This is a genomic window from Polynucleobacter nymphae (genome assembly GCF_018882155.1).
Taxonomy (GTDB): domain Bacteria; phylum Pseudomonadota; class Gammaproteobacteria; order Burkholderiales; family Burkholderiaceae; genus Polynucleobacter; species Polynucleobacter nymphae.
Window position 1 is genome coordinate 1340751 of record NZ_JACVPA010000001.1, and the last position, 21111, is coordinate 1361861.

Annotated in this window: 17 protein-coding genes and 1 riboswitch; of the genes, 13 read left to right on the forward strand and 4 right to left on the reverse strand. The window is 44.4% G+C overall.

What is annotated here, in order from left to right; all coding sequences use genetic code 11:
- Nucleotides 1–3 precede the first annotated feature (3 nt).
- Nucleotides 4–109: riboswitch (S-adenosyl-L-homocysteine riboswitch) on the forward strand.
- Between the two features lie 61 nt (nucleotides 110–170).
- Nucleotides 171–1616, forward strand: coding sequence for an adenosylhomocysteinase (gene ahcY, locus ICN29_RS07000; RefSeq protein WP_216131023.1), 1446 nt, complete (start codon nucleotides 171–173; stop codon nucleotides 1614–1616).
- Between the two features lie 35 nt (nucleotides 1617–1651).
- Nucleotides 1652–2482: a methylenetetrahydrofolate reductase [NAD(P)H] gene (metF, locus tag ICN29_RS07005; RefSeq protein WP_216131026.1), complete on the forward strand. Its 831-nt coding sequence runs from the start codon at nucleotides 1652–1654 to the stop codon at nucleotides 2480–2482.
- Nucleotide 2483: 1 nt separating this feature from the next.
- On the opposite strand, the gene ICN29_RS07010 is transcribed toward metF, so the two are convergent.
- A complete protein-coding gene (locus ICN29_RS07010) occupies nucleotides 2484–3110 on the reverse strand; it encodes a 5-formyltetrahydrofolate cyclo-ligase (protein WP_216131029.1) in 627 nt (208 codons plus the stop codon).
- A gap of 104 nt (nucleotides 3111–3214) precedes the next feature.
- On the opposite strand from ICN29_RS07010, the gene ICN29_RS07015 reads away from it, so the two are divergent.
- Genes ICN29_RS07015 through ICN29_RS07025 form a run of 3 tightly spaced genes read left to right on the forward strand, consistent with a single transcriptional unit; the run spans nucleotide 3215 to nucleotide 7216 of the window.
- Nucleotides 3215–5152 carry a lytic transglycosylase domain-containing protein gene (locus ICN29_RS07015; RefSeq protein ID WP_216132121.1) on the forward strand — a complete coding sequence of 646 codons (1938 nt, stop codon included), beginning with the start codon at nucleotides 3215–3217 and terminating at the stop codon, nucleotides 5150–5152.
- Between the two features lie 25 nt (nucleotides 5153–5177).
- On the forward strand, nucleotides 5178–6086 hold the full coding sequence (locus ICN29_RS07020) for a complex I NDUFA9 subunit family protein (RefSeq protein ID WP_216131032.1): 909 nt from the start codon (nucleotides 5178–5180) through the stop codon (nucleotides 6084–6086).
- Nucleotides 6086–7216: a tRNA nucleotidyltransferase/poly(A) polymerase-related protein gene (locus ICN29_RS07025; protein WP_216131035.1), complete on the forward strand. Its 1131-nt coding sequence runs from the start codon at nucleotides 6086–6088 to the stop codon at nucleotides 7214–7216. The genes ICN29_RS07020 and ICN29_RS07025 overlap by 1 nt, the downstream gene beginning before the upstream one ends.
- Nucleotides 7217–7219: 3 nt before the next feature.
- Here ICN29_RS07025 and ICN29_RS07030 read toward each other — a convergent pair whose 3' ends face one another.
- Nucleotides 7220–8407 carry a class I SAM-dependent methyltransferase gene (locus tag ICN29_RS07030; protein ID WP_216131037.1) on the reverse strand — a complete coding sequence of 396 codons (1188 nt, stop codon included), beginning with the start codon at nucleotides 8405–8407 and terminating at the stop codon, nucleotides 7220–7222.
- Nucleotides 8408–8432: 25 nt separating this feature from the next.
- On the opposite strand from ICN29_RS07030, the gene ICN29_RS07035 reads away from it, so the two are divergent.
- From ICN29_RS07035 to ICN29_RS07070, 8 genes are all read left to right on the forward strand, one after another.
- The gene (locus ICN29_RS07035) at nucleotides 8433–9239 is read left to right on the forward strand and encodes an SDR family oxidoreductase (RefSeq protein WP_216131040.1); all 807 of its coding nucleotides are present in this window, start codon (nucleotides 8433–8435) and stop codon (nucleotides 9237–9239) included.
- A gap of 11 nt (nucleotides 9240–9250) precedes the next feature.
- Nucleotides 9251–9646: a dihydroneopterin aldolase gene (locus tag ICN29_RS07040; RefSeq protein WP_216131042.1), complete on the forward strand. Its 396-nt coding sequence runs from the start codon at nucleotides 9251–9253 to the stop codon at nucleotides 9644–9646.
- 10 nt (nucleotides 9647–9656) lie between these two features.
- Entirely contained in the window at nucleotides 9657–10565 is a 909-nt protein-coding gene (ttcA, locus tag ICN29_RS07045; RefSeq protein ID WP_216131045.1) for a tRNA 2-thiocytidine(32) synthetase TtcA, read from the forward strand.
- Nucleotides 10562–12037, forward strand: a complete 1476-nt coding sequence (glmU, locus tag ICN29_RS07050; protein ID WP_216131048.1) for a bifunctional UDP-N-acetylglucosamine diphosphorylase/glucosamine-1-phosphate N-acetyltransferase GlmU — start codon at nucleotides 10562–10564, stop codon at nucleotides 12035–12037. The genes ttcA and glmU overlap by 4 nt, the downstream gene beginning before the upstream one ends.
- Nucleotides 12037–13869, forward strand: coding sequence for a glutamine--fructose-6-phosphate transaminase (isomerizing) (gene glmS, locus ICN29_RS07055; RefSeq protein WP_216131051.1), 1833 nt, complete (start codon nucleotides 12037–12039; stop codon nucleotides 13867–13869). Before glmU ends, glmS begins: the two co-directional genes overlap by 1 nt.
- A gap of 125 nt (nucleotides 13870–13994) precedes the next feature.
- Entirely contained in the window at nucleotides 13995–15536 is a 1542-nt protein-coding gene (locus tag ICN29_RS07060; RefSeq protein WP_216131054.1) for an efflux transporter outer membrane subunit, read from the forward strand.
- 169 nt (nucleotides 15537–15705) lie between these two features.
- Entirely contained in the window at nucleotides 15706–16845 is a 1140-nt protein-coding gene (locus ICN29_RS07065; RefSeq protein WP_216132124.1) for an efflux RND transporter periplasmic adaptor subunit, read from the forward strand.
- Between the two features lie 7 nt (nucleotides 16846–16852).
- Nucleotides 16853–19888 (forward strand): efflux RND transporter permease subunit, encoded by a 3036-nt coding sequence (locus ICN29_RS07070; RefSeq protein ID WP_216131057.1) that lies wholly within the window; start codon nucleotides 16853–16855, stop codon nucleotides 19886–19888.
- 26 nt (nucleotides 19889–19914) lie between these two features.
- Here ICN29_RS07070 and ICN29_RS07075 read toward each other — a convergent pair whose 3' ends face one another.
- Nucleotides 19915–20580: a glutathione S-transferase family protein gene (locus ICN29_RS07075; protein WP_216131059.1), complete on the reverse strand. Its 666-nt coding sequence runs from the start codon at nucleotides 20578–20580 to the stop codon at nucleotides 19915–19917.
- Between the two features lie 21 nt (nucleotides 20581–20601).
- Nucleotides 20602–21102 carry a flavin reductase family protein gene (locus ICN29_RS07080; protein WP_216131062.1) on the reverse strand — a complete coding sequence of 167 codons (501 nt, stop codon included), beginning with the start codon at nucleotides 21100–21102 and terminating at the stop codon, nucleotides 20602–20604.
- Between the last annotated feature and the right edge of the window lie 9 nt (nucleotides 21103–21111).

Sequence of the window (21111 nt, forward strand, 5' to 3'; positions counted from 1 at the left end):
CATACCTTCAAGGAGCGTTGCAAGGAGTGCTGAGAACCAGCTCTTCCCCAGGCTTGAAGGGAGCAGATTCTTAAGTAGAGTTTGCTAATTGCAACCGCGCTCGCTAACCCATGATTCAATGGCTAGCGAGTTTCTACTCCAGCATTGGATCGTATTTAGCTGGAGCATTAATGAATACCGTTTCTGACTTAAACAACTTTGTTGCAACTCGTTGCGCGATTGCTGATATTTCTTTGGCTAACTTTGGCCGTAAAGAAATTGCTATTGCCGAAACTGAGATGCCTGGCTTAATCGCTATCCGCGATGAATTTTCTGCACAACAGCCATTGCGTGGTGCACGTATCACCGGTTCTTTGCACATGACCATTCAAACTGCAGTGTTGATCGAGACCCTTGAGGCGCTCGGTGCAGATGTGCAATGGGCTTCTTGTAACATTTTCTCAACTCAAGATCACGCTGCTGCAGCGATTGCTGCCAATGGCACACCTGTTTATGCGATTAAGGGCGAGACTCTTGAGCAGTACTGGGATTTCACCCATCGTATTTTTGAGTGGGCTGATGGCGGCTATACCAATATGATTTTGGACGATGGTGGTGACGCCACTTTGTTATTGCATCTGGGTGCCCGTGCTGAAAAAGACCAAGCTTGCTTGAATCACCCCACTAGTGAAGAAGAAACTATTTTATTTTCTGCGATTAAGAAAAAATTAACGCAAGATCCTACTTGGTATTCCACACGTTTAGAAAAAGTAAAAGGCGTTACAGAAGAAACGACCACCGGCGTTCATCGTTTGTATCAAATGTTTGCTAAGGGCGAATTGAAGTTCCCAGCAATTAACGTAAACGACTCAGTAACAAAGAGTAAGTTCGACAACCTCTATGGTTGCCGCGAGTCCTTAGTTGATGCAATCAAGCGTGCTACCGATGTTATGGTGGCCGGTAAGGTGGCTGTGGTTTGTGGTTATGGCGATGTGGGTAAGGGCTCAGCTCAAGCATTGCGGGCCTTGTCTGCTCAAGTATGGGTTACTGAAGTAGATCCAATTTGTGCGTTACAGGCAGCAATGGAAGGCTACCGTGTTGTCACAATGGATTACGCCGCTGATAAAGCAGATATTTTTGTTTCTGCAACGGGCAACTACCATGTCATCACGCATGACCACATGGCTAAGATGAAGAACCAAGCCATCGTTTGTAACATTGGCCACTTTGATAATGAGATCGATGTTGCTGGTATTGAAAAATATCAGTGGGAAGAGATCAAGCCGCAAGTTGACCATGTTATTTTCCCAGCTGCCAATGGCAAGCCTGAGAAGCGCATCATTATTTTGGCTAAGGGCCGCTTGGTTAATCTTGGCTGCGGTACAGGCCATCCTTCCTATGTGATGAGCTCTTCATTTGCAAACCAAGTGATTGCGCAGATTGAATTGTGGAATGCGGTTGGTACAGATAAGTACCCAGTTGGCGTTTACACATTACCTAAGCATCTGGATGAGAAAGTTGCACGTTTGCAGCTTAAAACTCTCAATGCAGAGTTAACTGTGTTGTCAGATCAGCAGGCTTCTTATATTGGCGTTACGAAGCAAGGGCCATACAAGGCCAACCACTACCGTTATTGATCCAATTTGTTAAATAGATACCTAGGCCCAAAATCATGGAATTAAGCGTTGAATTCTTTCCTCCAAAAACACCTGAAGGTGAGAAGAAGCTACAACTTGTGCGCGAGCGTTTCAGCGAAACACTTAAGCCCTCGTTTTATTCCGTGACTTTTGGCGCTGGAGGTTCTACTCAGTCGGGCACATTAAAGGTGGTGAGTAATATTCATGCTGCTGGTGCAGCGGTTGCCCCCCACTTATCTTGTGTTGGTAGCTCACGTGAAAGTGTGCGCGAGATGTTGAAGCAATATCAAGCTTTAGGTATTAAGCGCATCGTGGCTTTACGTGGTGACTTGCCTTCGGGTATGGGTCAGTACGGCGAGTTTCATCACGCCAACGAGTTAGTGGAATTTATTCGTGCAGAAACTGGCGACTGGTTTCATATTGATGTAGCTGCTTATCCAGAATGTCATCCCCAGGCAAAGTCTCCTGCAAGTGATGTCCATTTCTTTGTAAAAAAAATGAAGGCAGGCGCTAATTCTGCTATTACTCAGTACTTCTATAACAGCGATGCTTACTTTCGCTTTGTAGATGAAGCATATGACTTAGGCGTAGAGCAACCGATTGTTGCAGGCATCATGCCGATTACTAATAGCAGTCAGTTGCTGCGTTTTTCGGATGCCTGTGGCGCAGAAATTCCACGTTGGATTCGTTTGCGTCTTCAGTCCTATGGCGATGATATTGCTTCTATTCGCGCCTTTGGTGAAGAGGTAGTGACAGATCTATGCGATCAATTATTGACTGCTGGCGCACCAGGCTTACATTTTTATTCTTTAAATCAGGCAGATGCTGTTTTAGCGATTGCTGATAACTTAGACTTAGCAAAGTAAATCAGCGCAATAAGCCAGATTCCGTAAGCAGTATATCTAGAGGCTCATCATGTGTTTGAGCGACCCACTGAAGATCGTTGAGCTTTTGCCAATCAAATCCAATCCCTAAACAAATGAGCTTGGGATTATTTTTTCTGAGCGTTGCTAAGGTGCGATCAAAGTACCCCCCACCATAACCTAGGCGCCAATAATGGGTTTTGCCATTCTTAGTAGAGCTAGACCAGCCTACGCAGGGAATGAGAATGCAATCAGGGGCAATTGCTGGTCTTGAAGGATTGCTCGGACTTGGTTCTGGCACACCATGTTGACTGGGGATTAAAGCATCGCCATCTTGCCATTCATAGAAGTCAAGGTGCTTATCAGGCCTAGCATATGGCAGTGCCAGGCACCGCTCAGGGCTTTGCTTGGCCCAGGTAATTAATGCTGGACGTAAATCGAGCTCATCTTGGATGGGCCAATACACGGCTATAGCTTGAAGTGAATTACCATCTTTTGCTAAAAACTGATTTAGAGCAGCAATGAGCCGATCTTTAGTTTGAGCGTAAGTTTGACCAGCAGCAAATTCTTTACGTTGCTTTAACAAATCTTGACGAAGAGTTTTTGGCGAATTACCGTGCATATCGTCCATTATCAGGCGAAAATTAGAAGATATGGTAAACAAGTTAATGTCCGGTGAATGCTGGCGAATATGTACAGGGCTAGATAGTGAAAAAGAAGTCTGAAATTCTCAAAATGAATCAGTTCCGCTGGACCAAGATTTTGATCCTCGGGCTAGCCTTAGCTATGCCCAGTGCTTTTGCTGAAAAGTCTAAAAAACCAAGCCTGCCTAAATCCTATGAAAGCAAGGCCGCCCCCGCTGAAATCACTGATACAGATCGAATGTTTATTGATTTACGTGAAGCAGCCCGAAAAAATGATGTTTTCAGAACACAACAGCTTTCAGCCAATCTAGCGGCTTATCCGTTTGATGACTATGTGACCTACTTTCGAATTAAGCCGCAACTATTTGATAGCAGTGGCACGCCACGTGGTGATTACAGCGCCGATTCCCAGGTCGTTGCATTCTTAAATCAGTATCAAGGAACGGCTTTAGCTGATCGGATGCGTAACGATTGGCTATTGGTATTGGGCAAGCGAAAAGACTGGGCGCGATTTGATTTGGAGTATGCCAAGTTTGCTTTAGATGATGACACTCAGGTGAAGTGTTATTCCTTGCTGTCAAAATTATCTCAAGGCGAGAATCCAACTAAATTGGCGATTGACTCTCGATCAGTTTTATTAGACCCAAGTTACTTCGGATTTGCCTGCCAAGAGCTGGTTCCCTCTTTGGTGGCAGCGGGCGGTATGACGCCTAGTGAAGCAAAAGCAATTGGTCGCGCTGCTAGCGAACGAGGTTTTGACACCATGGCACGTCGCTTAGGTGGCGACGACCCCATCGCAGAAATCGTCAAGGCTGCAAAAGCAGACCCCTCCAAAGCATATCGAGATTTCTTACAAAGCTCATCACGTTATAGCAAAGAAAATCAAGCAGTAGCTTGGGGTGTCATTGGTCAATTTCTGGCAAAGAAATTAGATCCTAATGCAGATGATGCTTATCGCTTGCAGCAGGAGCTTGGATATAACGAGTTGCTCTCAGTTGAGTCGCAGGAGTGGAAGGTGCGAGCAGGCTTGCGCGCTAAAGATTGGGTATTGGTAAAAAATGCCATTGAGGGTATGAATCCCATAGTACGGAGCAAGGACCCTGCTTGGACTTATTGGTATGGCCGCGCCTTAAAAGCTGAAGGTCAGGATGCAAAAGCTAAAGAGAGTTTTGAGTTGATTGATGAGCAATACAATTTTTATGGACAACTCGCACGAGAAGAGATGGGTAAATCTAATCAAGCGCCAGCACGCACGAAAGTGCCCGAGCAAGAGATTGATGCGATGGCTAGTCGCAAGGGCTTTGTGAGGGGTGAGCGTTTGTATGCCATGAATTTGCGCTTTGAAGGTAATCGCGAGTGGAACTGGGAGCTACGTAATATGACTGATAAGCAGTTGCTGGCTGCTGCTGAATACGCTAAGCGTATTAATTTATATGACCGTGTAGTGAATACTGCTGATCGCACAAAGCAAGAGCATGACTTTAGTTTGCGTTATCCCACTCCATTTAGAGACGAACTTTCACCAATTGCCAGACAAATTGATTTGAATCTTGCATGGGCTTATGGATTAATTCGTCAAGAATCACGCTTCATCATGAATGCGTCATCATCAGTGGGCGCCTCTGGCCTGATGCAGGTGATGCCAAACACAGCAAAGTACGTTGCTAAAAAGATTGGCATGCTGAACTATACCAACGACAAGCTAAGCGATACCAATACCAATTTAACTTTAGGTAGCAACTACCTCAATATGGTTTTGATTGACTTGGATGGCTCCTGGGTATTGGCTTCTGCTGCTTATAATGCTGGCCCCTCTCGCTCAAAAGCATGGCGCGAGAAATTAACTAGCCCAACTGAAGGTGCGATATTTGTAGAGACTATTCCATTTAATGAGACGCGTACTTATGTTAAAAATGTACTCTCAAATGCAAATTACTATTCATCAGTTATGAATGGACAAACCCAATCTTTGAAGCAACGCTTAGGAGTAATTGCTCCAAAGGCAGCTACTCAATCTGAATTACCTTAATTAGCATTCATTAATACGAGAGCCTATGAAATACGACATTCTTCTGATTGGTGGCAATGGATTTGTTGGACGAGTTTTAGCCGCGCAATTGCATGCTGAGGGGTACTCAGTTCTTTTGCCTACGAGCCATCTAGCCGCAGGTCGTGACTTACGCATGTTGCCTAAAGTGTATTTAGAAGATGCTGATATTCATGAATTTGATGAGCTGCAATCCTTGTGTGCACGCATCAAGTCAAATGGCGCTGTGATTAATTTAGTTGGCGTCTTACACGACAAGCCAGCAATGCCTTATGGAAAAGTATTTAAAGCAGCGCATGTGGACTTGCCAAAAAATATAATTACCGCAATGCAATTACATGGCCTTAAACGTTACCTTCATATGAGTGCTCTAGGAGCTGATTCCAATGGGCCATCTATGTATCAACGTAGCAAGGGTGATGGTGAAGCGGCAGTGAAGGCGGGTAATTTAGATTGGACTATTTTTAGGCCTTCAGTCATCTTTGGCGCCGGAGATCAATTCATTAATTTATTTGCTAAGTTAACGAAACTATCCCCAGCGCTACCTTTAGCAAACCATCAGGCAAAGTTTCAGCCAGTAAGCGTAGACGACGTAGCAACTGCTTTTGTAATGGCATTAAAGATGCCCCAGACTATTCATCAGTCCTATGATTTAGTTGGACCTACGATCTATTCTATGAAAGAGATTGTAGAGTTTGCTGCGCGTAAGGCTAAAACGTCTTGCGCCATTATTCCAGTGCCAGCCTTTGTAGGCTATCTACAGGCTCTAGCGTTTGAATTCTTACCAATCCCTACTTTGATGTCACGAGATAATATTGCTTCAATGCAATTGCCTAATGTACTTCCAGTCAATGGGCGGGATGCATTAACTGAAGTATTTGGAGTGAGTCGACGAAGCTTAGAGGGTATGAAGTAATGAAGATTTATGCAGTCGGTGGTGCAATACGCGATACCTTAATGGGTTTGCCTGTACACGATATCGATTATGTAGTCGTTGGTTCTAGCGTTGAGGAAATGATTGCTAAAGGCTTTCGTCCAGTAGGTAAGGATTTCCCAGTCTTTTTACATCCAGAAACGCAAGCCGAGTATGCGCTAGCTCGGACTGAACGAAAAACAGGCCAAGGCTATAAAGGCTTTCATTTTTATGCTGACCCTTCAGTTACCTTGGAGCAAGATTTAGAGCGGCGTGATTTAACGATCAATGCCATGGCACAGGAAGTGAGTGCTGATGAAAAACAGCTTGGACCGATCATCGATCCCTATAACGGTCAAGAAGATTTGGCTGCAAAAGTATTTCGTCATGTGTCCAGCGCTTTTTATGAAGACCCGCTACGCTTATTGCGAATTGCTCGCTTTGCTGCACGTTTTCCGGAATTTAGGATTGCTGATGAAACGATGACAGCATTAAAGGCAATCGTTCAGTCAGGAGAGTTAAATGCACTTTCAGCTGAGCGGATTTGGCAAGAGCTAGCTAGAGGCTTTGTTGCTTCAAAACCAATGCATATGTTTCAGGTATTACTTAATACCGGCGCTGCCAAAACTTTGCTGCCAAACTTGCTCACCACAAAACTCGGAGAAGAATCATTTCGCGAAGAATTAATTGCCCATTTCAATGATGCCGGCAACAGTCTAGAAGAACGTTGCGCTATTACTTTGGTGGATTTACCTGCCAGTGACATCCGCTCTTGGGCTGAATGTATACGTATGCCCATTGAGGTGCGTGACTTTAGCGAGATCTTTAGTGAGTTGGTCTTATTACTTCGTCGGCATGCAAAAGTTGCTTATCAATCTGTTGATGTCTTGGCTTGGTTTAATCGCGCTGATATTTGGCGTAAACCAGATCGCGGCCAAGTGCTGCTAAATCTTGCTGACAAAATTGGATTCAATGTTTCGGTATTGGTAGCTGCAATGCGTAATGCTCAAGCATTAAATACAGCTGAGATCATTGCTGGCGTTGAAGCGCAGGACCGCTCGAATGGCGAGCGTATTGGTAGTGCATTTGAAGCTGCCAGGCTCGCTGCAATTACTGCTGCACTTCAGTCTTAGACTTTAGAGTCTATTTCTGCCACGAAGTCCGGGTAGATCTTCTAGAGAGTATCCAGGTAACACAGCATCTAATTTCTTTGAGAAAGCAAACGCCTTAAAGAGCTCACCCATTTCAGCTTCTGAGAGCAATTTTTGCAGTGCGTTTGAAATCGGAAGGAAAGATTCAGGATCACTAGGATCGCCAATCTCTAGCGCAATATCCCCAATACCAGCATCTAATAAGTAAGCGGCTTGATTGGTGAGATAAACGTCGTCGGCATTTTCTGCGAGCGCGCTACGAGCAATTTGTGACCACTCAACATGTGCTGTTAAGTCACAAAGACCGGGCAGATAAAATGGATCTTGAATCGCATGATGACGATGATGCGCCATCAATGTTCCCTCTAGTCTTTGTGGATGGTAATACTCCTCCTCTGGAAAGCCATAGTCGAAAGTTAAAAATAGGCCTATAGCTAAGTGCTTGGCTACTTGATGCATCCAAGCATTGGCAGGTATATGCAATTCAGTGACATAGCCTTCAGAAAAATCTCCACTTAAGAAACTTTCAGGTAAGAGCCCTTGTTCTACTGGCGAACCTATTTTCCAGATAAGCTTTTCATTCTCAAAGCTAACACCATGCCAATACCAAAAGCCGTTTTGATAGATGATGGCATCGCAAGGAATTGCATCGATCACTTCGTTAGCTAAAATAATGCCCTTGAAGGCTTTTGGTAGTTCATCGAGCCAACTAGATTGCGTTGATAGCTTTAATTCTTTAAGAGCGTCACCAATCTGTTTTTGCTGCCGTTGCGCCAAGTCTGGAGAAATCTCAATGATGTCGTAGCGATCTAAGGCAAACCCGAGATCATTTAAGCGATTCAGAATAGAGGTGGCAAGTTTTCCGCTGCCGGCACCAAATTCGAGGATCTGGGTAGGCAACCCTTTTTCTTTAAGACCTTCAAGAACTGGTAATAGGGTGGAGCAAATTGCAGCTCCAAAAAGGGGGCTTAACTCAGGGGCCGTCGTGAAGTCGCCGCCAGCGCCTAATTTATGGGCCCCAGCACTGTAATAACCCATACCTGGCTCATATAGAGCCATCTCCATATACCTAGAAAATGGTAGCCAGCCGCCCTGAGAGGCTATCTGAGACGCTATTTTGCCCTTGAGGAGCTCGCTATGCTCCGTTTCTAGGCTGGTCAAGGTAATATCCATAGCTCGCTAGTCTAAGAGAATTTAATTGAACTCACCCTTATCCCGGCAACAAAAAGCAGTTTTAGTGACCGGCGCTGCCAAGCGCCTAGGTCGGGAAATTGCTTTGCAGTTTGGACTCCAGGGATGGGATGTTGCTGTTCATTATGGGCGATCCGAGCAAGAGGCCATAGAAACTGTCAGAGAAATCGAGATGATGGGGGTTAAATCCCAAGCTTTCCAGGCAGATTTAGCAGACGAGGCCGCTGTCAAAAAGCTCTTTGCCACCGTCAGTCATCAATTTATCAATCTACATTGCTTGGTGAATAGCGCATCTATTTTTGAATACGATCGGGCTAATTCCAGTGCACCCCTCAGTGCTAGAAGTTTACAAAATCATATGCAGGTCAATTTAACGGCGCCGATTTTGCTCTCTCAGTTGATGTTTGAATATCAAAAAAATAATGTAAACAAAACAGCTGATTTGGATCTTCCATCCGTCATTCAATTACTCGATCAAAAGTTGATTAATCTCAATCCAGATTATTTGTCATACACCTTATCAAAAGCTGCGCTAGCAACTTCAGTAGAAGTATTGGCCCTCGATTTTGCGCCTTACCTTAGAGTAGTTGGCTTGGCGCCTGGAATTTCTTTGCCCTCTGGGGATCAAACTAATGATGGCTTTTCGAAAGCACATCAAATGACACCATTAGGAAAGTCTTCAACCCCAGACGACGTTGCTAAAGCAGCTATATTTTTGGCGCAAGCTAACGCCATTACCGGAACCACTTTATATGTTGATGGTGGACAACATTTATTACCTTCATCACGCGATGTGATGTTTAAGACAAACTAAGTAGACTATTTATGCACGCTATTCTTTCCTATCCCGCCCTAGCTGATTGCCGCCGTTTATTTTTACGAGACTACGAAATCTATATCAACATCGGCGTTCATGATTTTGAGAAAAAAGCAGAACAACGCGTCATTCTCAATGTAGATCTCTACATTCCGTTAGCTATGAATACGCCAACAAGCGACCAATTAGATGAAGTGGTTGATTATGACTTTATGCGGGAAACGATTAAGGAGCGGGCTTCTAAAGGGCATATTCACCTTCAAGAAACATTTTGTGACGATATTGTTGCTGTAATGCTAGCCCATCCTAAGGTATTGGCAGCACGCGTTAGCACTGCAAAGCCAGACGTCTATCCAGACTGTCATTCTGTTGGCGTTGAAGTATTTCGGATTAAGCAAGCGTAAGTGATTTGTTATGGGTGATATTCGTAAAGTGATCTTCGAAGAAAACAAGCTAGAGAAAAAACTCTGTCGCTTAGTTGGCCAAGCTATTGGCGACTTTGGCATGATTGAAGACGGAGATAAGGTGATGGTATGTGTTTCTGGTGGCAAAGATAGTTATGCCATGCTAGATATCTTGATGAAATTACGCGAACGCGCGCCGATCAACTTTGAGATCGTAGCCGTTAATCTTGATCAGAAGCAGCCTAATTTTCCAGCAGAAATACTTCCCAATTATTTAAAAAGTCTGGGCGTCCAGTTTCACATTGAAGAGCAAGATACCTATAGCATTGTGAAGCGTGTTATTCCAGAGGGTAAGACGACTTGTGGTTTGTGCTCCCGTTTGCGTCGGGGTATTTTGTATCGCGTAGCAGATGAGCTGGGTGCTACCAAGATTGCCTTGGGGCATCACCGCGATGACATCTTAGAAACTTTGATGCTCAATATGTTCTATGCAGGCAAGTTAAAAGGTATGCCGCCTAAGCTACGCTCTGATGATGGTAAACATATTGTCATACGTCCTTTGGCTTATGTTCCTGAGAAATTATTAGAGCGTTATGCAGTAGATATGAACTTCCCAATTATTCCTTGTGATCTGTGTGGCAGTCAGCCTAATCTTCAGCGCCAAGTGATGAAGGAAATGTTACGTGACTGGGAGAAAAAGCACCCTGGTCGAGTAGAAAATCTTTTTCGTTCAATGCACCATATCGTCCCATCCCATTTGATGGATGGGGAGGCTTTTGATTTCCAAAACTTAGAGATTTCTACAGAGCTATCTGGCATCGCCGCTAGATCCTCTGGTGATAAGGCGATTGATGAGGCTGAATTAGACGAATTGGCTTGCGGAACCCTTATTCAAGGGACTTATAATCCCCCTTTATGAATATCGTCATATTGGCTGCGGGGCAAGGAAAGCGGATGAAATCCGCCTTGCCCAAGGTCCTGCAAACTTTAGCAGGTAAACCACTACTTCAGCATGTCCTTAGTACAGCACTATCCTTACAAAATAAACAGACTAAAACTGGCCCAATTGTGGTGGTTGGACATGGAGCTTCCGACGTTAAAGCTTTCCTGGAGAATACGAGTAAAGCCGATCCCAGTTTTAGTAAAGTGAGCACGGTTCTCCAGGCTGAGCAAAAAGGTACAGGGCATGCACTCTTGCAGGCACTTCCAAAACTAGATTTGCAAGAACCTACTTTGGTTCTGTATGGCGATGTCCCGCTGACTACTAAAAAGACTTTGAGTAAGTTGGTTAAATTAGCTGACGGTGTGCGTGGCGAAGATTCTGCTTTGGCATTACTAACCCAAAACCTTAGCAATCCAAAAGGGTACGGTCGTATCGTGCGTGATGCAGACGGATCCGTTAGAGAGATCGTTGAAGAAAAAGACGCAAGTGCTGCACAAAAAGCGCTACAAGAAATTAATACCGGCATCATGGTGTTACCAACGAATGCATTAAAGAAGTGGCTCAAAGCATTGCGTGCTAGCAATGCACAGGGTGAGTACTATTTAACTGATGTGATTGCGATGGCAGTTAAAGATGGTGTGCCTATTCGTACTACACAAGCAGATGAAGAATTTGAAACTATCGGCATCAATAGTCGTGATCAACTAGCCTCCCTCGAGCGTACACACCAATTGAGCATTGCGAATCAATTAATGGATGCGGGCGTATCACTTGCTGATCCTGCGCGTATTGACGTGCGCGGTATCCTTGAGTGTGGGACTGATGTTTTCATTGACGTGGGCTGTGTCTTTGAGGGTTGTGTTTCTTTGGCTTCCGGTACAAAGGTTGGCCCTTACTGTGTGATTCGCAATAGCGTGATTGGCAAATCTGTAGCAGTGCACGCATACAGCCATATTGACGGCGCTAAAGTAGGCAATCAATCAGTGATTGGCCCATATGCACGTTTACGCCCAGGCGCTGACTTATCCAATGACGTTCACATTGGTAACTTTGTTGAAGTCAAGAACAGCAAGATTGCGGCCAATAGTAAGGCAAATCATTTGTCCTACGTAGGCGATTCCATTGTTGGATCCAGAGTCAATATTGGTGCTGGCACGATTACTTGTAATTACGATGGCGTGAACAAGCACCAGACCATTATTGAAGATGATGTCTTTATTGGTTCAGATACGCAGTTGGTTGCTCCGGTGCGCGTTGGACGTGGCGCTACATTAGGTGCAGGCACAACTCTGACAAAAGATGCGCCTGCAAATCAGTTGACTGTATCAAGAGCTCGGCAAGTTTCTTTGCAGTGGAAGCGACCTGTGAAGCAAGCAATAAAACCTGTTGCAAAGAAGGCAGCGAATAAGAAGGCAGCTGTTAAAAAAACCGCAAAGGGTAAAAAATAATGTGCGGTATTGTTGGCGCAGCATCCCATCAAAATATTGTTGATATTCTGGTTGAGGGCTTACGCCGTCTTGAGTACCGTGGTTATGACTCCTGTGGTTTTGCAGTCATTAATGGCAATGACGCCAAGCACCCAATTGAAAGAGCTCGTACTACGGCCCGTGTTTCTGAATTAGCTGATCAGGGAAAAGAGTTTATTGGCACCATTGGTATTGCCCATACACGTTGGGCCACACATGGCAAGCCAGATACGCAAAATGCACATCCTCATATTTCTAATGGATTAGTTGCAGTGGTGCATAACGGCATTATTGAGAACTATGAAAATTTACGTACAGAGTTGATAGCCGCTGGTTATATTTTCACCTCTGAGACCGATACTGAAGTGATTGCTCATTTGATTCATCAGCAATATGTTGCTGGCGGTCAAGAGGATCTTGCTCAATCTGTCAGAGCAGTCTTGCCTAAATTGCAAGGCGCATATGCGATTGGTGTAATCGCTCAAGATAAGCCAACTAAGCTCATAGGTGCTCGCGCTGGCTCGCCTTTAGTAGTAGCGTTGGGTGAGCATGAAAACTTTTTAGCCTCAGATGCTCTTGCCTTAGCTGGGCGCGCTAGTTCAATGATGTATTTAGAGGAAGGTGATATTGCTATCTTGCAGGCAGATAGTGCGCAAGTAATCGACCAATCTGGAAAGTCTGTACAAAGAGATCGTAAGCCGATGCCTGCGCAGGCTGACTCTGTGGATCTTGGCCCCTATCAGCATTACATGCAAAAAGAGATCTTTGAGCAACCTAGGGCAATTGGCGATACTTTGGCCAATATTACTTCTTTTGGTCCAGAGTTATTTGGCGCAAGCGCCCAAGATTGGAAGGCGTTTGATCAAATCCTGATCTTGGCATGCGGGACAAGTTACTACTCTGCATGCGTTGCTAAATATTGGTTAGAAGATATCGCAGGTATTCCAACTCAAGTAGAGATTGCTAGTGAGTATCGTTATCGCAGCACAGTGCCTAATCCAAAGACGCTGATTGTAGTGGTTTCTCAATCAGGCGAGACAGCAGATACTTTGGCAGCATTGCGCCACGCCAAGTCTCTTGGTCATCGTTATACATTAGCAATTTGTAACGTTGCTAGCAGTGCAATGGTTCGTGAAACCAATTGGCATTTTTTAACCAAAGCTGGCACTGAGATTGGTGTTGCATCTACCAAGGCATTTACAACACAGTTACTGGCCTTATATCTCTTAGCAGTCTCTATCGCAAAACGTGCAGGAAAAATTTCTGCGGAGAATGAAAAAGAGCTTCTTCGAGAATTACGCCATCTTCCCAAAGCCTTGAATGCGGTATTGGCTCTTGAGCCACAAATCATTGCTTGGAGTGAAGCGTTTTCTAAATGTGAAAATGCTCTGTTCTTGGGTCGCGGTTTGCATTACCCAATCGCACTTGAGGGTGCATTGAAGTTAAAAGAGATTTCATATATTCATGCTGAGGCCTATCCTGCTGGCGAGTTAAAGCACGGCCCATTAGCACTAGTAACCGATAAGATGCCCGTAGTGACTGTTGCGCCTAATGATGTTCTATTGGAAAAACTCAAGTCCAATATGCAAGAAGTTAAAGCGCGTGGCGGGAAGTTATATGTTTTTGCTGATCAAGATACGCATATTGTTAGTGCTGAGGGAATTAATGTCATCCGCTTGCCTGAGCATTACGGCAATCTCTCCCCAATTTTGCATGTGGTGCCCCTGCAGTTATTGGCATATCACACAGCTTGCGCACGCGGCACTGATGTTGATAAGCCAAGAAACTTAGCTAAGAGCGTCACGGTCGAATAATTTTTAAGTTTGTCTTTAGCTCAATTCGAATAATAAATTTAAGTAGTTAAATCAGGACTTTACGAGGTCGTGACAGTATTTTTGTGTTCAAATAGACCTTATAAAAAGGATATTTGTTGCAATTCATGTTTCTGTCGAAATTGGTATCACCCTTACGTTTAAATTTACTTCTGTTGATTTGCACAGGAGTGCTATCTGCGTGTGCGGTTGGCCCAGACTTTAAGCAACCCGATCCTCCGAAGACTTCAGGCTATACCGATAGACCACTTCCCCAAAAATTAACAACAGCGCCTGGCGTACCCGGTGGAACTACGCAAGAATTCGCAGAGGGTGCTGACATAGAGGCTGAATGGTGGCAGCTGTATCAGTCTCCAGAGCTAGATGCACTCATTAAAAAAGCCCTCCAGCAAAGCCCAAACTTAGGCGCTGCTGATGCAGCACTACGCGCTGCACAAGAAAACGTCAATGCCCAAATTGGAGGGCAATATTTTCCAGCAGTAGGTTTAGGTGGTGCTGCTACGCGTCAGCTACAACCATCAGCAATTTATGGTCTTCCATACGGCTCTGATACTTACAATCTTTTGAATACCTCTGTCAATGTAACTTATAAGTTAGATGTCTTTGGTGGCGCACGACGAGCTGTAGAGGGTGCTAGAGCCAAAGCAGAGGTTGCGCAATTTCAGTTAGAAGGGGCTTACCTTTCATTAACTGCCAATGTTGTAACTGGCGCAGTCAAAGAGGCGTCGCTACGTGCACAAATGCAGGCAACTGAAGAAATCTTAAAGGCTCAAATCAATTTTGCAGAGATGACAGAAAAGCAATTAAATATTGGAACAGTGAATAAAGTTGACCTCACCTCTCAACTAACATTAGTGGCAAGTTCACAAGTTGATTTATTTAATTACGAGCGTAATTTAGCATTTGCTCGTAATCAGTTAGCAGTGCTAGTTGGTGAGCTACCTAGTAATGCCAATATTTCGAAGTTCGATCTTTCTAATTTACATTTACCCGAGAAACTACCGCTTTCAGTACCATCAAGCTTGGTACGTCAGCGTCCTGATGTACGTGCAGCAGAAGCAATGATTAAATCAACTAATGCCTTGGTAGGCGTTGCTACCGCAAATTTGTTGCCACAATTTAATATCACGGGTGCAATTGGATCTGCAGCTCTGTCTTCAGCAAATCTATTCGGGCCTAATGCCGCATTGTGGTCAATTGCCGGTGGAATATTTCAGCCCTTGTTTCAGGGTGGTCAACTCTTAGCTCAGCGTCGAGGCGCAATTGCTAATTATGAACAAGCGGTTTATCAGTATCAAGCCACAGTGTTAAAGGCCTTTCAGGAAGTTGCGGATGCATTGCGCGCACTTGAAACTGGAGCGCAAGCACTCAAGGCAGCATCAGATGCAGAGCGTTATGCCTATGAGACCTTAGACCTAGTTGAGCAACAATATAAATTGGGTACTGCCAGTTATTTAGCAGTTCTGTATTACCAAAATCAGTATCAACAAGCTAAAGTGAAATCAGTCGCGGCCCAAGCAACTCGTTTTTCTGATACTGCAGCATTATTTACAGCATTGGGCGGCGGCTGGTGGAATCGTGAAGGCCCTGCCTTTAAACCAAAAGACATAGCGAACAAAGACCAAAATGAAACTTCTGGAAAAAATTAAAAACAAACTCATTTCCCTGGTTCTGGCCTTATGGACATGGCTTAAGTTGCGGGCAGTAGAGTGGAAGTTGCGCGAGAAAGCGCTTGCTCTCTGGGAAAAGATAAAAGCCTTTTGGAGTCGCATGGGTCAAAAATGGCGCGCTACAAAGGCTTATAAAAAGCTCATGGCAATGGAGCCCTTGCAGCGTCGTATGACCATCATGTTGTGCGGTGTTTTTTTATTGCTAGGTTTGATTTTTGCCATCAATCAATTAAAGACTGCTATGTTTAACTATTTTGTCTCTGGAAGGGGTTTGCCTCCAGCGACTGTTTCAACGATGGTTATCTCTACTTCTGAATGGCAGCCCAAACTGAGTAGTGTTGGTAACGTTCGTGCGTTTAGAGGTGTTGAGTTAAGTACTGAAATTAGCGGACTGGTGGTCGCTGTACCAATTAAGTCTGGTCAGGATGTTAAAGAAGGCAATTTATTAATTAAATTAAATGACGCATCTGATGTTGCACAACTGAAGTCTTTGAAAGCAATGGCTGATCTTGCGAAAGTCATTAATGAGCGCGATAGACAGCAGCTAGCAATTCAGGCAATTAGTAAAAACGTATTTGATACCAGCGCTGCAGATGCTAAGTCTAAGCAGGCTCAGGTTGAGTCACAGATCGCATTAGTGGCAAAGAAGAATCTAACGGCCCCATTCAGTGGGCGGGTTGGTATCGTATCGATTAATCCCGGTCAGTACATTAATCCAGGCGACAAGCTTTTAACATTACAAACTTTAGATCCTATATTTGTTGATTTCAACTTACCCCAAAGTAATGCTGAGCAAATTCAGGTGGGTCAAGAAGTCTTTGTGACAACGGATGCATTTAAAGATGCAAGCTTTACAGGCAAGATTACGGCTGTTAGTCCAAAAGTTGATACTAACACTCGAAATATTCAAGTTGAGGCACAGCTTGCGAATCCGGATAAAAAAATTCTTCCGGGGATGTTTGCTAATGTAAACATCAAGCTAGGTGATCAAGTGAAATTGCTCACCTTGCCACAAACAGCGGTAACTTATAACCCTTACGGTTCAACGGTGTTTATTGCCAAGCCTACCGGTAAGAAAGATAAGCAAGGTAATCCAGTATTAGAGGCCCAACAGGTATTCGTTACTACTGGGACCACTCGTGGTGATCAAGTAGCAATTCTAAAAGGGGTTGAAGAGGGTGCAACTGTAGTTACCAGCGGCCAGTTAAAGCTTAAGAACGGTACACCGCTCATTATCAATAATAAGGTGCAACCTGCAAATTCGCCTGATCCCAAGCCGCAGGAATAATTAGCCCATGAATTGGACTGATATCTTTATTCGCAGGCCAGTACTTTCACTGGTAGTGAGCGCACTTGTGCTCGTATTTGGTTTGAAAGCAATCGGTTCCTTGCCAGTCAACCAGTATCCACAAACTCAGAACGCAGTTGTCACGATCAGTACTGCTTACTATGGCGCGGATCCAGAAACGATTGCTGGTTTTATTACGCAGCCACTTGAAGCCTCTATTGCACAGGCACAAGGCATTGATTACTTATCCTCAACTAGCGTAAGTGGTATATCCACAATTACCGCTACCTTGAAGTTGAACTACGACTCAAACTCAGCATTAACTCAGATTCAAACGCAAATTAGCGCAGTTAAAAATCAACTACCACCCCAGGCTCAGCAGCCAATACTGACAGTTCAGATTGGGCAGTCGACTGCAGCGATGTATATGGGTTTCTATAGTGACCAGCTTCCTAATAATGCGATCACTGATTATTTATTGCGGGTTGTAAAGCCAAAACTGGATTCAGTTGAGGGCGTCCAAAATGCCGAAATTATTGGGGGTAGAAAATTTGCACTGCGTGCATGGCTAGACCGCGAGAAGATGGCTGGACTTGGGATTGGTGCTGATGATGTATTTTCTGCGATGTCTGCAAATAACTATTTGTCAGCAGTGGGGAGTACCAAGGGTGATATGGTTGCCGTTGATCTAGTTGCTGGAACGGACTTACATACCCTAGAGGAATTTCGTAAGCTAGTTGTTAAAAAAGATGGCGTCAATATCGTCTACTTAGATCAAGTAGCAACAGTCTCATTGGGCTCTGAAGATTACAACACTAATGTAGCTTTTAGTGGCAAGAGGTCTGTATTTATTGGCATTAAGGTTGCCCCTCAGGCTAATTTATTGGATGTTGCACAGCGCGTAAGAGACGCGGTCCCCCCTATTCAGCAGCAGCTACCAATCGGCATGACTGGCAAGATCGTTTATGACTCTACTAAATTCATTACTAGCTCTATTGACGAAGTAGTTTTGACATTAATCGAGGCCTTAGTAATTGTTACGGCTGTGATTTATCTTTTCTTGGGTAGCGTGCGTGCGGTTGCTGTACCAGTGATTGCTATGCCACTCTCTCTGATTGGCACATTTTTTTTAATGCAGATTCTGGGCTACTCAATTAATTTATTGACACTCTTAGCCTTAGTTTTAGCGATTGGCCTGGTAGTTGACGATGCCATCATCGTAGTTGAAAACGTCGATCGTCATATGAAGGAAGGCAAATCTCCGCTAGAGGCCTCGTTGATTGCTGCTCGCGAGCTAGGCAGCCCTATTTTGGCAATGACGGTTGTCCTGATTGCGGTGTATATCCCAATTGGTTTCCAGGGTGGATTAACTGGCGCACTTTTCACAGAATTTGCTTTTACTTTAGCCAGTGCAGTTGCTGTCTCTGGCTTGATTGCATTAACACTTTCGCCGATGATGTGTTCACGCATCTTTACGGAAAAGCAAGAGACATCTTCTTTTGTGCAAAAGATTGATCGGGTTTTTGACAGGATTCATCATGGTTACCAAAGCACTTTGCGAGATTTATTAAGCACATGGCAGGTCATTATTGTGATGGGCGTAATTTTACTGGGTGGTGTTGCTTACCTCTATGCTACTGCGCGCACGGAGCTAGCCCCAACCGAAGATCAAGGGATTGTTTTGATGCAGGCATCTGGTCCGCCTAATAGTACGGTTAATCAAATGCAAACCTATGCCGATCAAATTTATGCGATTGCAAGTGCAGAGCCAGACTATGAGCAGGCCTTTCAAATCACTAGTCCAACTTCAAGCTTTGGCGGCATCATATTAAAAGATTGGATGGAGCGGAGTCGTAATGCCACGAAGTTCCAACAAGATATGCAGCAGAAGTGGAATACGATTGCTGGTGTACGCGTAGCAGCCTTTCAGTTTCCCGCTTTGCCTGGAGCACAGGGCTTGCCAGTACAAGTGGTTATTAATACTACGGAATCATACGATCAGCTTAACGAGGTCTCTCAGGCGGTATTAGATAAAGCCCGTCGTTCTGGGCACTTCTTCTTTGTGGATTCAGATTTAAAGATTGATAAGCCTCAAGATGTTCTAGTCATTGATCGCGAGAAAGTGGCTGCCTTGGGCATGACCCAGCAACAAGTGGGCTCCGCATTATCTGCTGCCTTGGGTGGTGGGTATGTGAATTACTTCTCAGTAGCAGGAAGATCATATCGGGTGATCCCACAAGTAAAACAGACTGATCGCTTAAACCCAGATCAGATATTGGATTACTACATTCGTACGCCAAGTGGCGCCATGATTCAGGCGCGGACGATTGCCAGCATTAAGCAGCGCGTTGTTCCTCAATCAATCAATCACTTTCAGCAATTAAATTCTGCCACGATTTCAGGTGTCAGCACACCCTTTATCTCCCAGGCTGACTTATTAGAGTTTATGCGTCAAACCTTAAAAGAGGTTGCACCTAGTGGTTACAACATGGACTATGCTGGCCCATCACGCCAGTTCATGAATGAGTCCGGTGGCTTCTTAGTCACCATGTTCTTTGCAATCTTGATAGTCTTCTTAGTACTTGCTGCGCAGTTCGAAAGCTTTCGTGACCCAATCGTGATTTTGGTGTCGGTGCCGCTTGCTTTATTTGGTGCGTTGATCTTTATCAATTTAGGATTTACTACTTTGAATGTCTATACCCAAGTGGGCTTAGTCACACTCATGGGGCTCATCAGTAAGCATGGTATTTTGATTGTCCAATTTGCTAATGAGTTACAAGCAGCAGGCCGAAGTAAGTTAGATGCCATTGTTGAGGCAAGCAGCGTTCGTTTAAGGCCAATTTTGATGACAACGGCAGCAATGGTATTGGGCGTCTTGCCACTAGTGATTGCCTCTGGAGCGGGCGCCGCAGGCCGTCAATCCATGGGTATTGTGATCTTCACTGGTTTATCAATCGGCACATTATTTACTTTATTCGTGGTGCCTGCAATGTACCTCTTTATTGGCGCAGATCACCACGCGAAGAAGTTTAAGCAAGAGTAATGGTAAAAATTGATTGCCACTCAATATCACTTATTAATGATATTGAGTTCTTTCTCCGCAAATTCTTGAAAGTAAGTTTCGGCCTCAAGCTGTTTTAGCCAGCGATTAATATTTTTGAGATTGGCGCGTTCACCGGTTTGTTTCGGGAAAGCCTCGTTTAGCAAAATCCAACGATGAACACATAGGGCGAGGACAATATCGCCAATATGAAATCGTTCTCCTGAGCAATATGCTTGAGACTCTAGTGTTTGATTAAGCGAGCCAAATAATTGGTTTGTATCTTGATACGCTTTTTGAATACCAGCATGATCTTGCTCTGCTTCTGGAACCCTAGTAAGACCAATAAAGGTGGGGCGAAGCGCTGGCCAAAGAGTGCCAACTTGCCAATCCATCCACTTTTCGGAGTTGAACTGAGGGGCAGTGCCCGATGGGAAACGTTTGTTTTTATCGTACTGTGAAGCCAAGTAGCGCATGATGGTATTGGATTCCCAGAGCACGAGATCACCGTCTTCTAGGGTAGGCACCAAGCCATTCGGATTTAGTTTTAGGAATTCTGGCGAGCGAACTATGCCAAATTGCATCCCTGCGTCAATCCGCTCAAAGTCTTTACCTTCTTTCAGTCCCAATTCAGCAAGACACCACAATACTTTTTGAACATTGATAGAACTTTTACGACCCCATAAACGCATCATGGCATTTCCTTGAAAGGCTATTTAAATAGTTTTTATTTCTGCAAAATCAAGGCCAACAAATTTGCTACGAGCAAAAATGAGAGGCTCTTTTTCTGGATGATTTTTTAAGTTAATGACTTTAGCAAGAATGATGTTGTGGTCTCCACCAGTATGCACAGAAATAGTCTCACATTCATAGTAAGCAACACAGTGCTCAATTTGGGTTAAACCGCTTTCAGCAAGTTTATGCTCAACCCCAATAAATTGATCCTGCTTCACGGTAGCAAAATGCATAGCCAAATTTTCTTGAGAGCGTTCAAGTACATGAATGAGATGTTTCTTACCCAGCTCCACCCAGGGCATTAAACGAGAATGTTTCTTAAGATTCCAAAGAATCAGCGGGGGCTCAAGAGATACTGTATTAAATGAGCTAATAGTGATGCCATGATGACCATTACTTTCATCAAGACAGGTAATCACTGTGACCCCAGTTGCAAATGATGCGAATCCTTTGCGTAGCTCTTGTGAGGTAAATGGGGCCATCAAACTTGA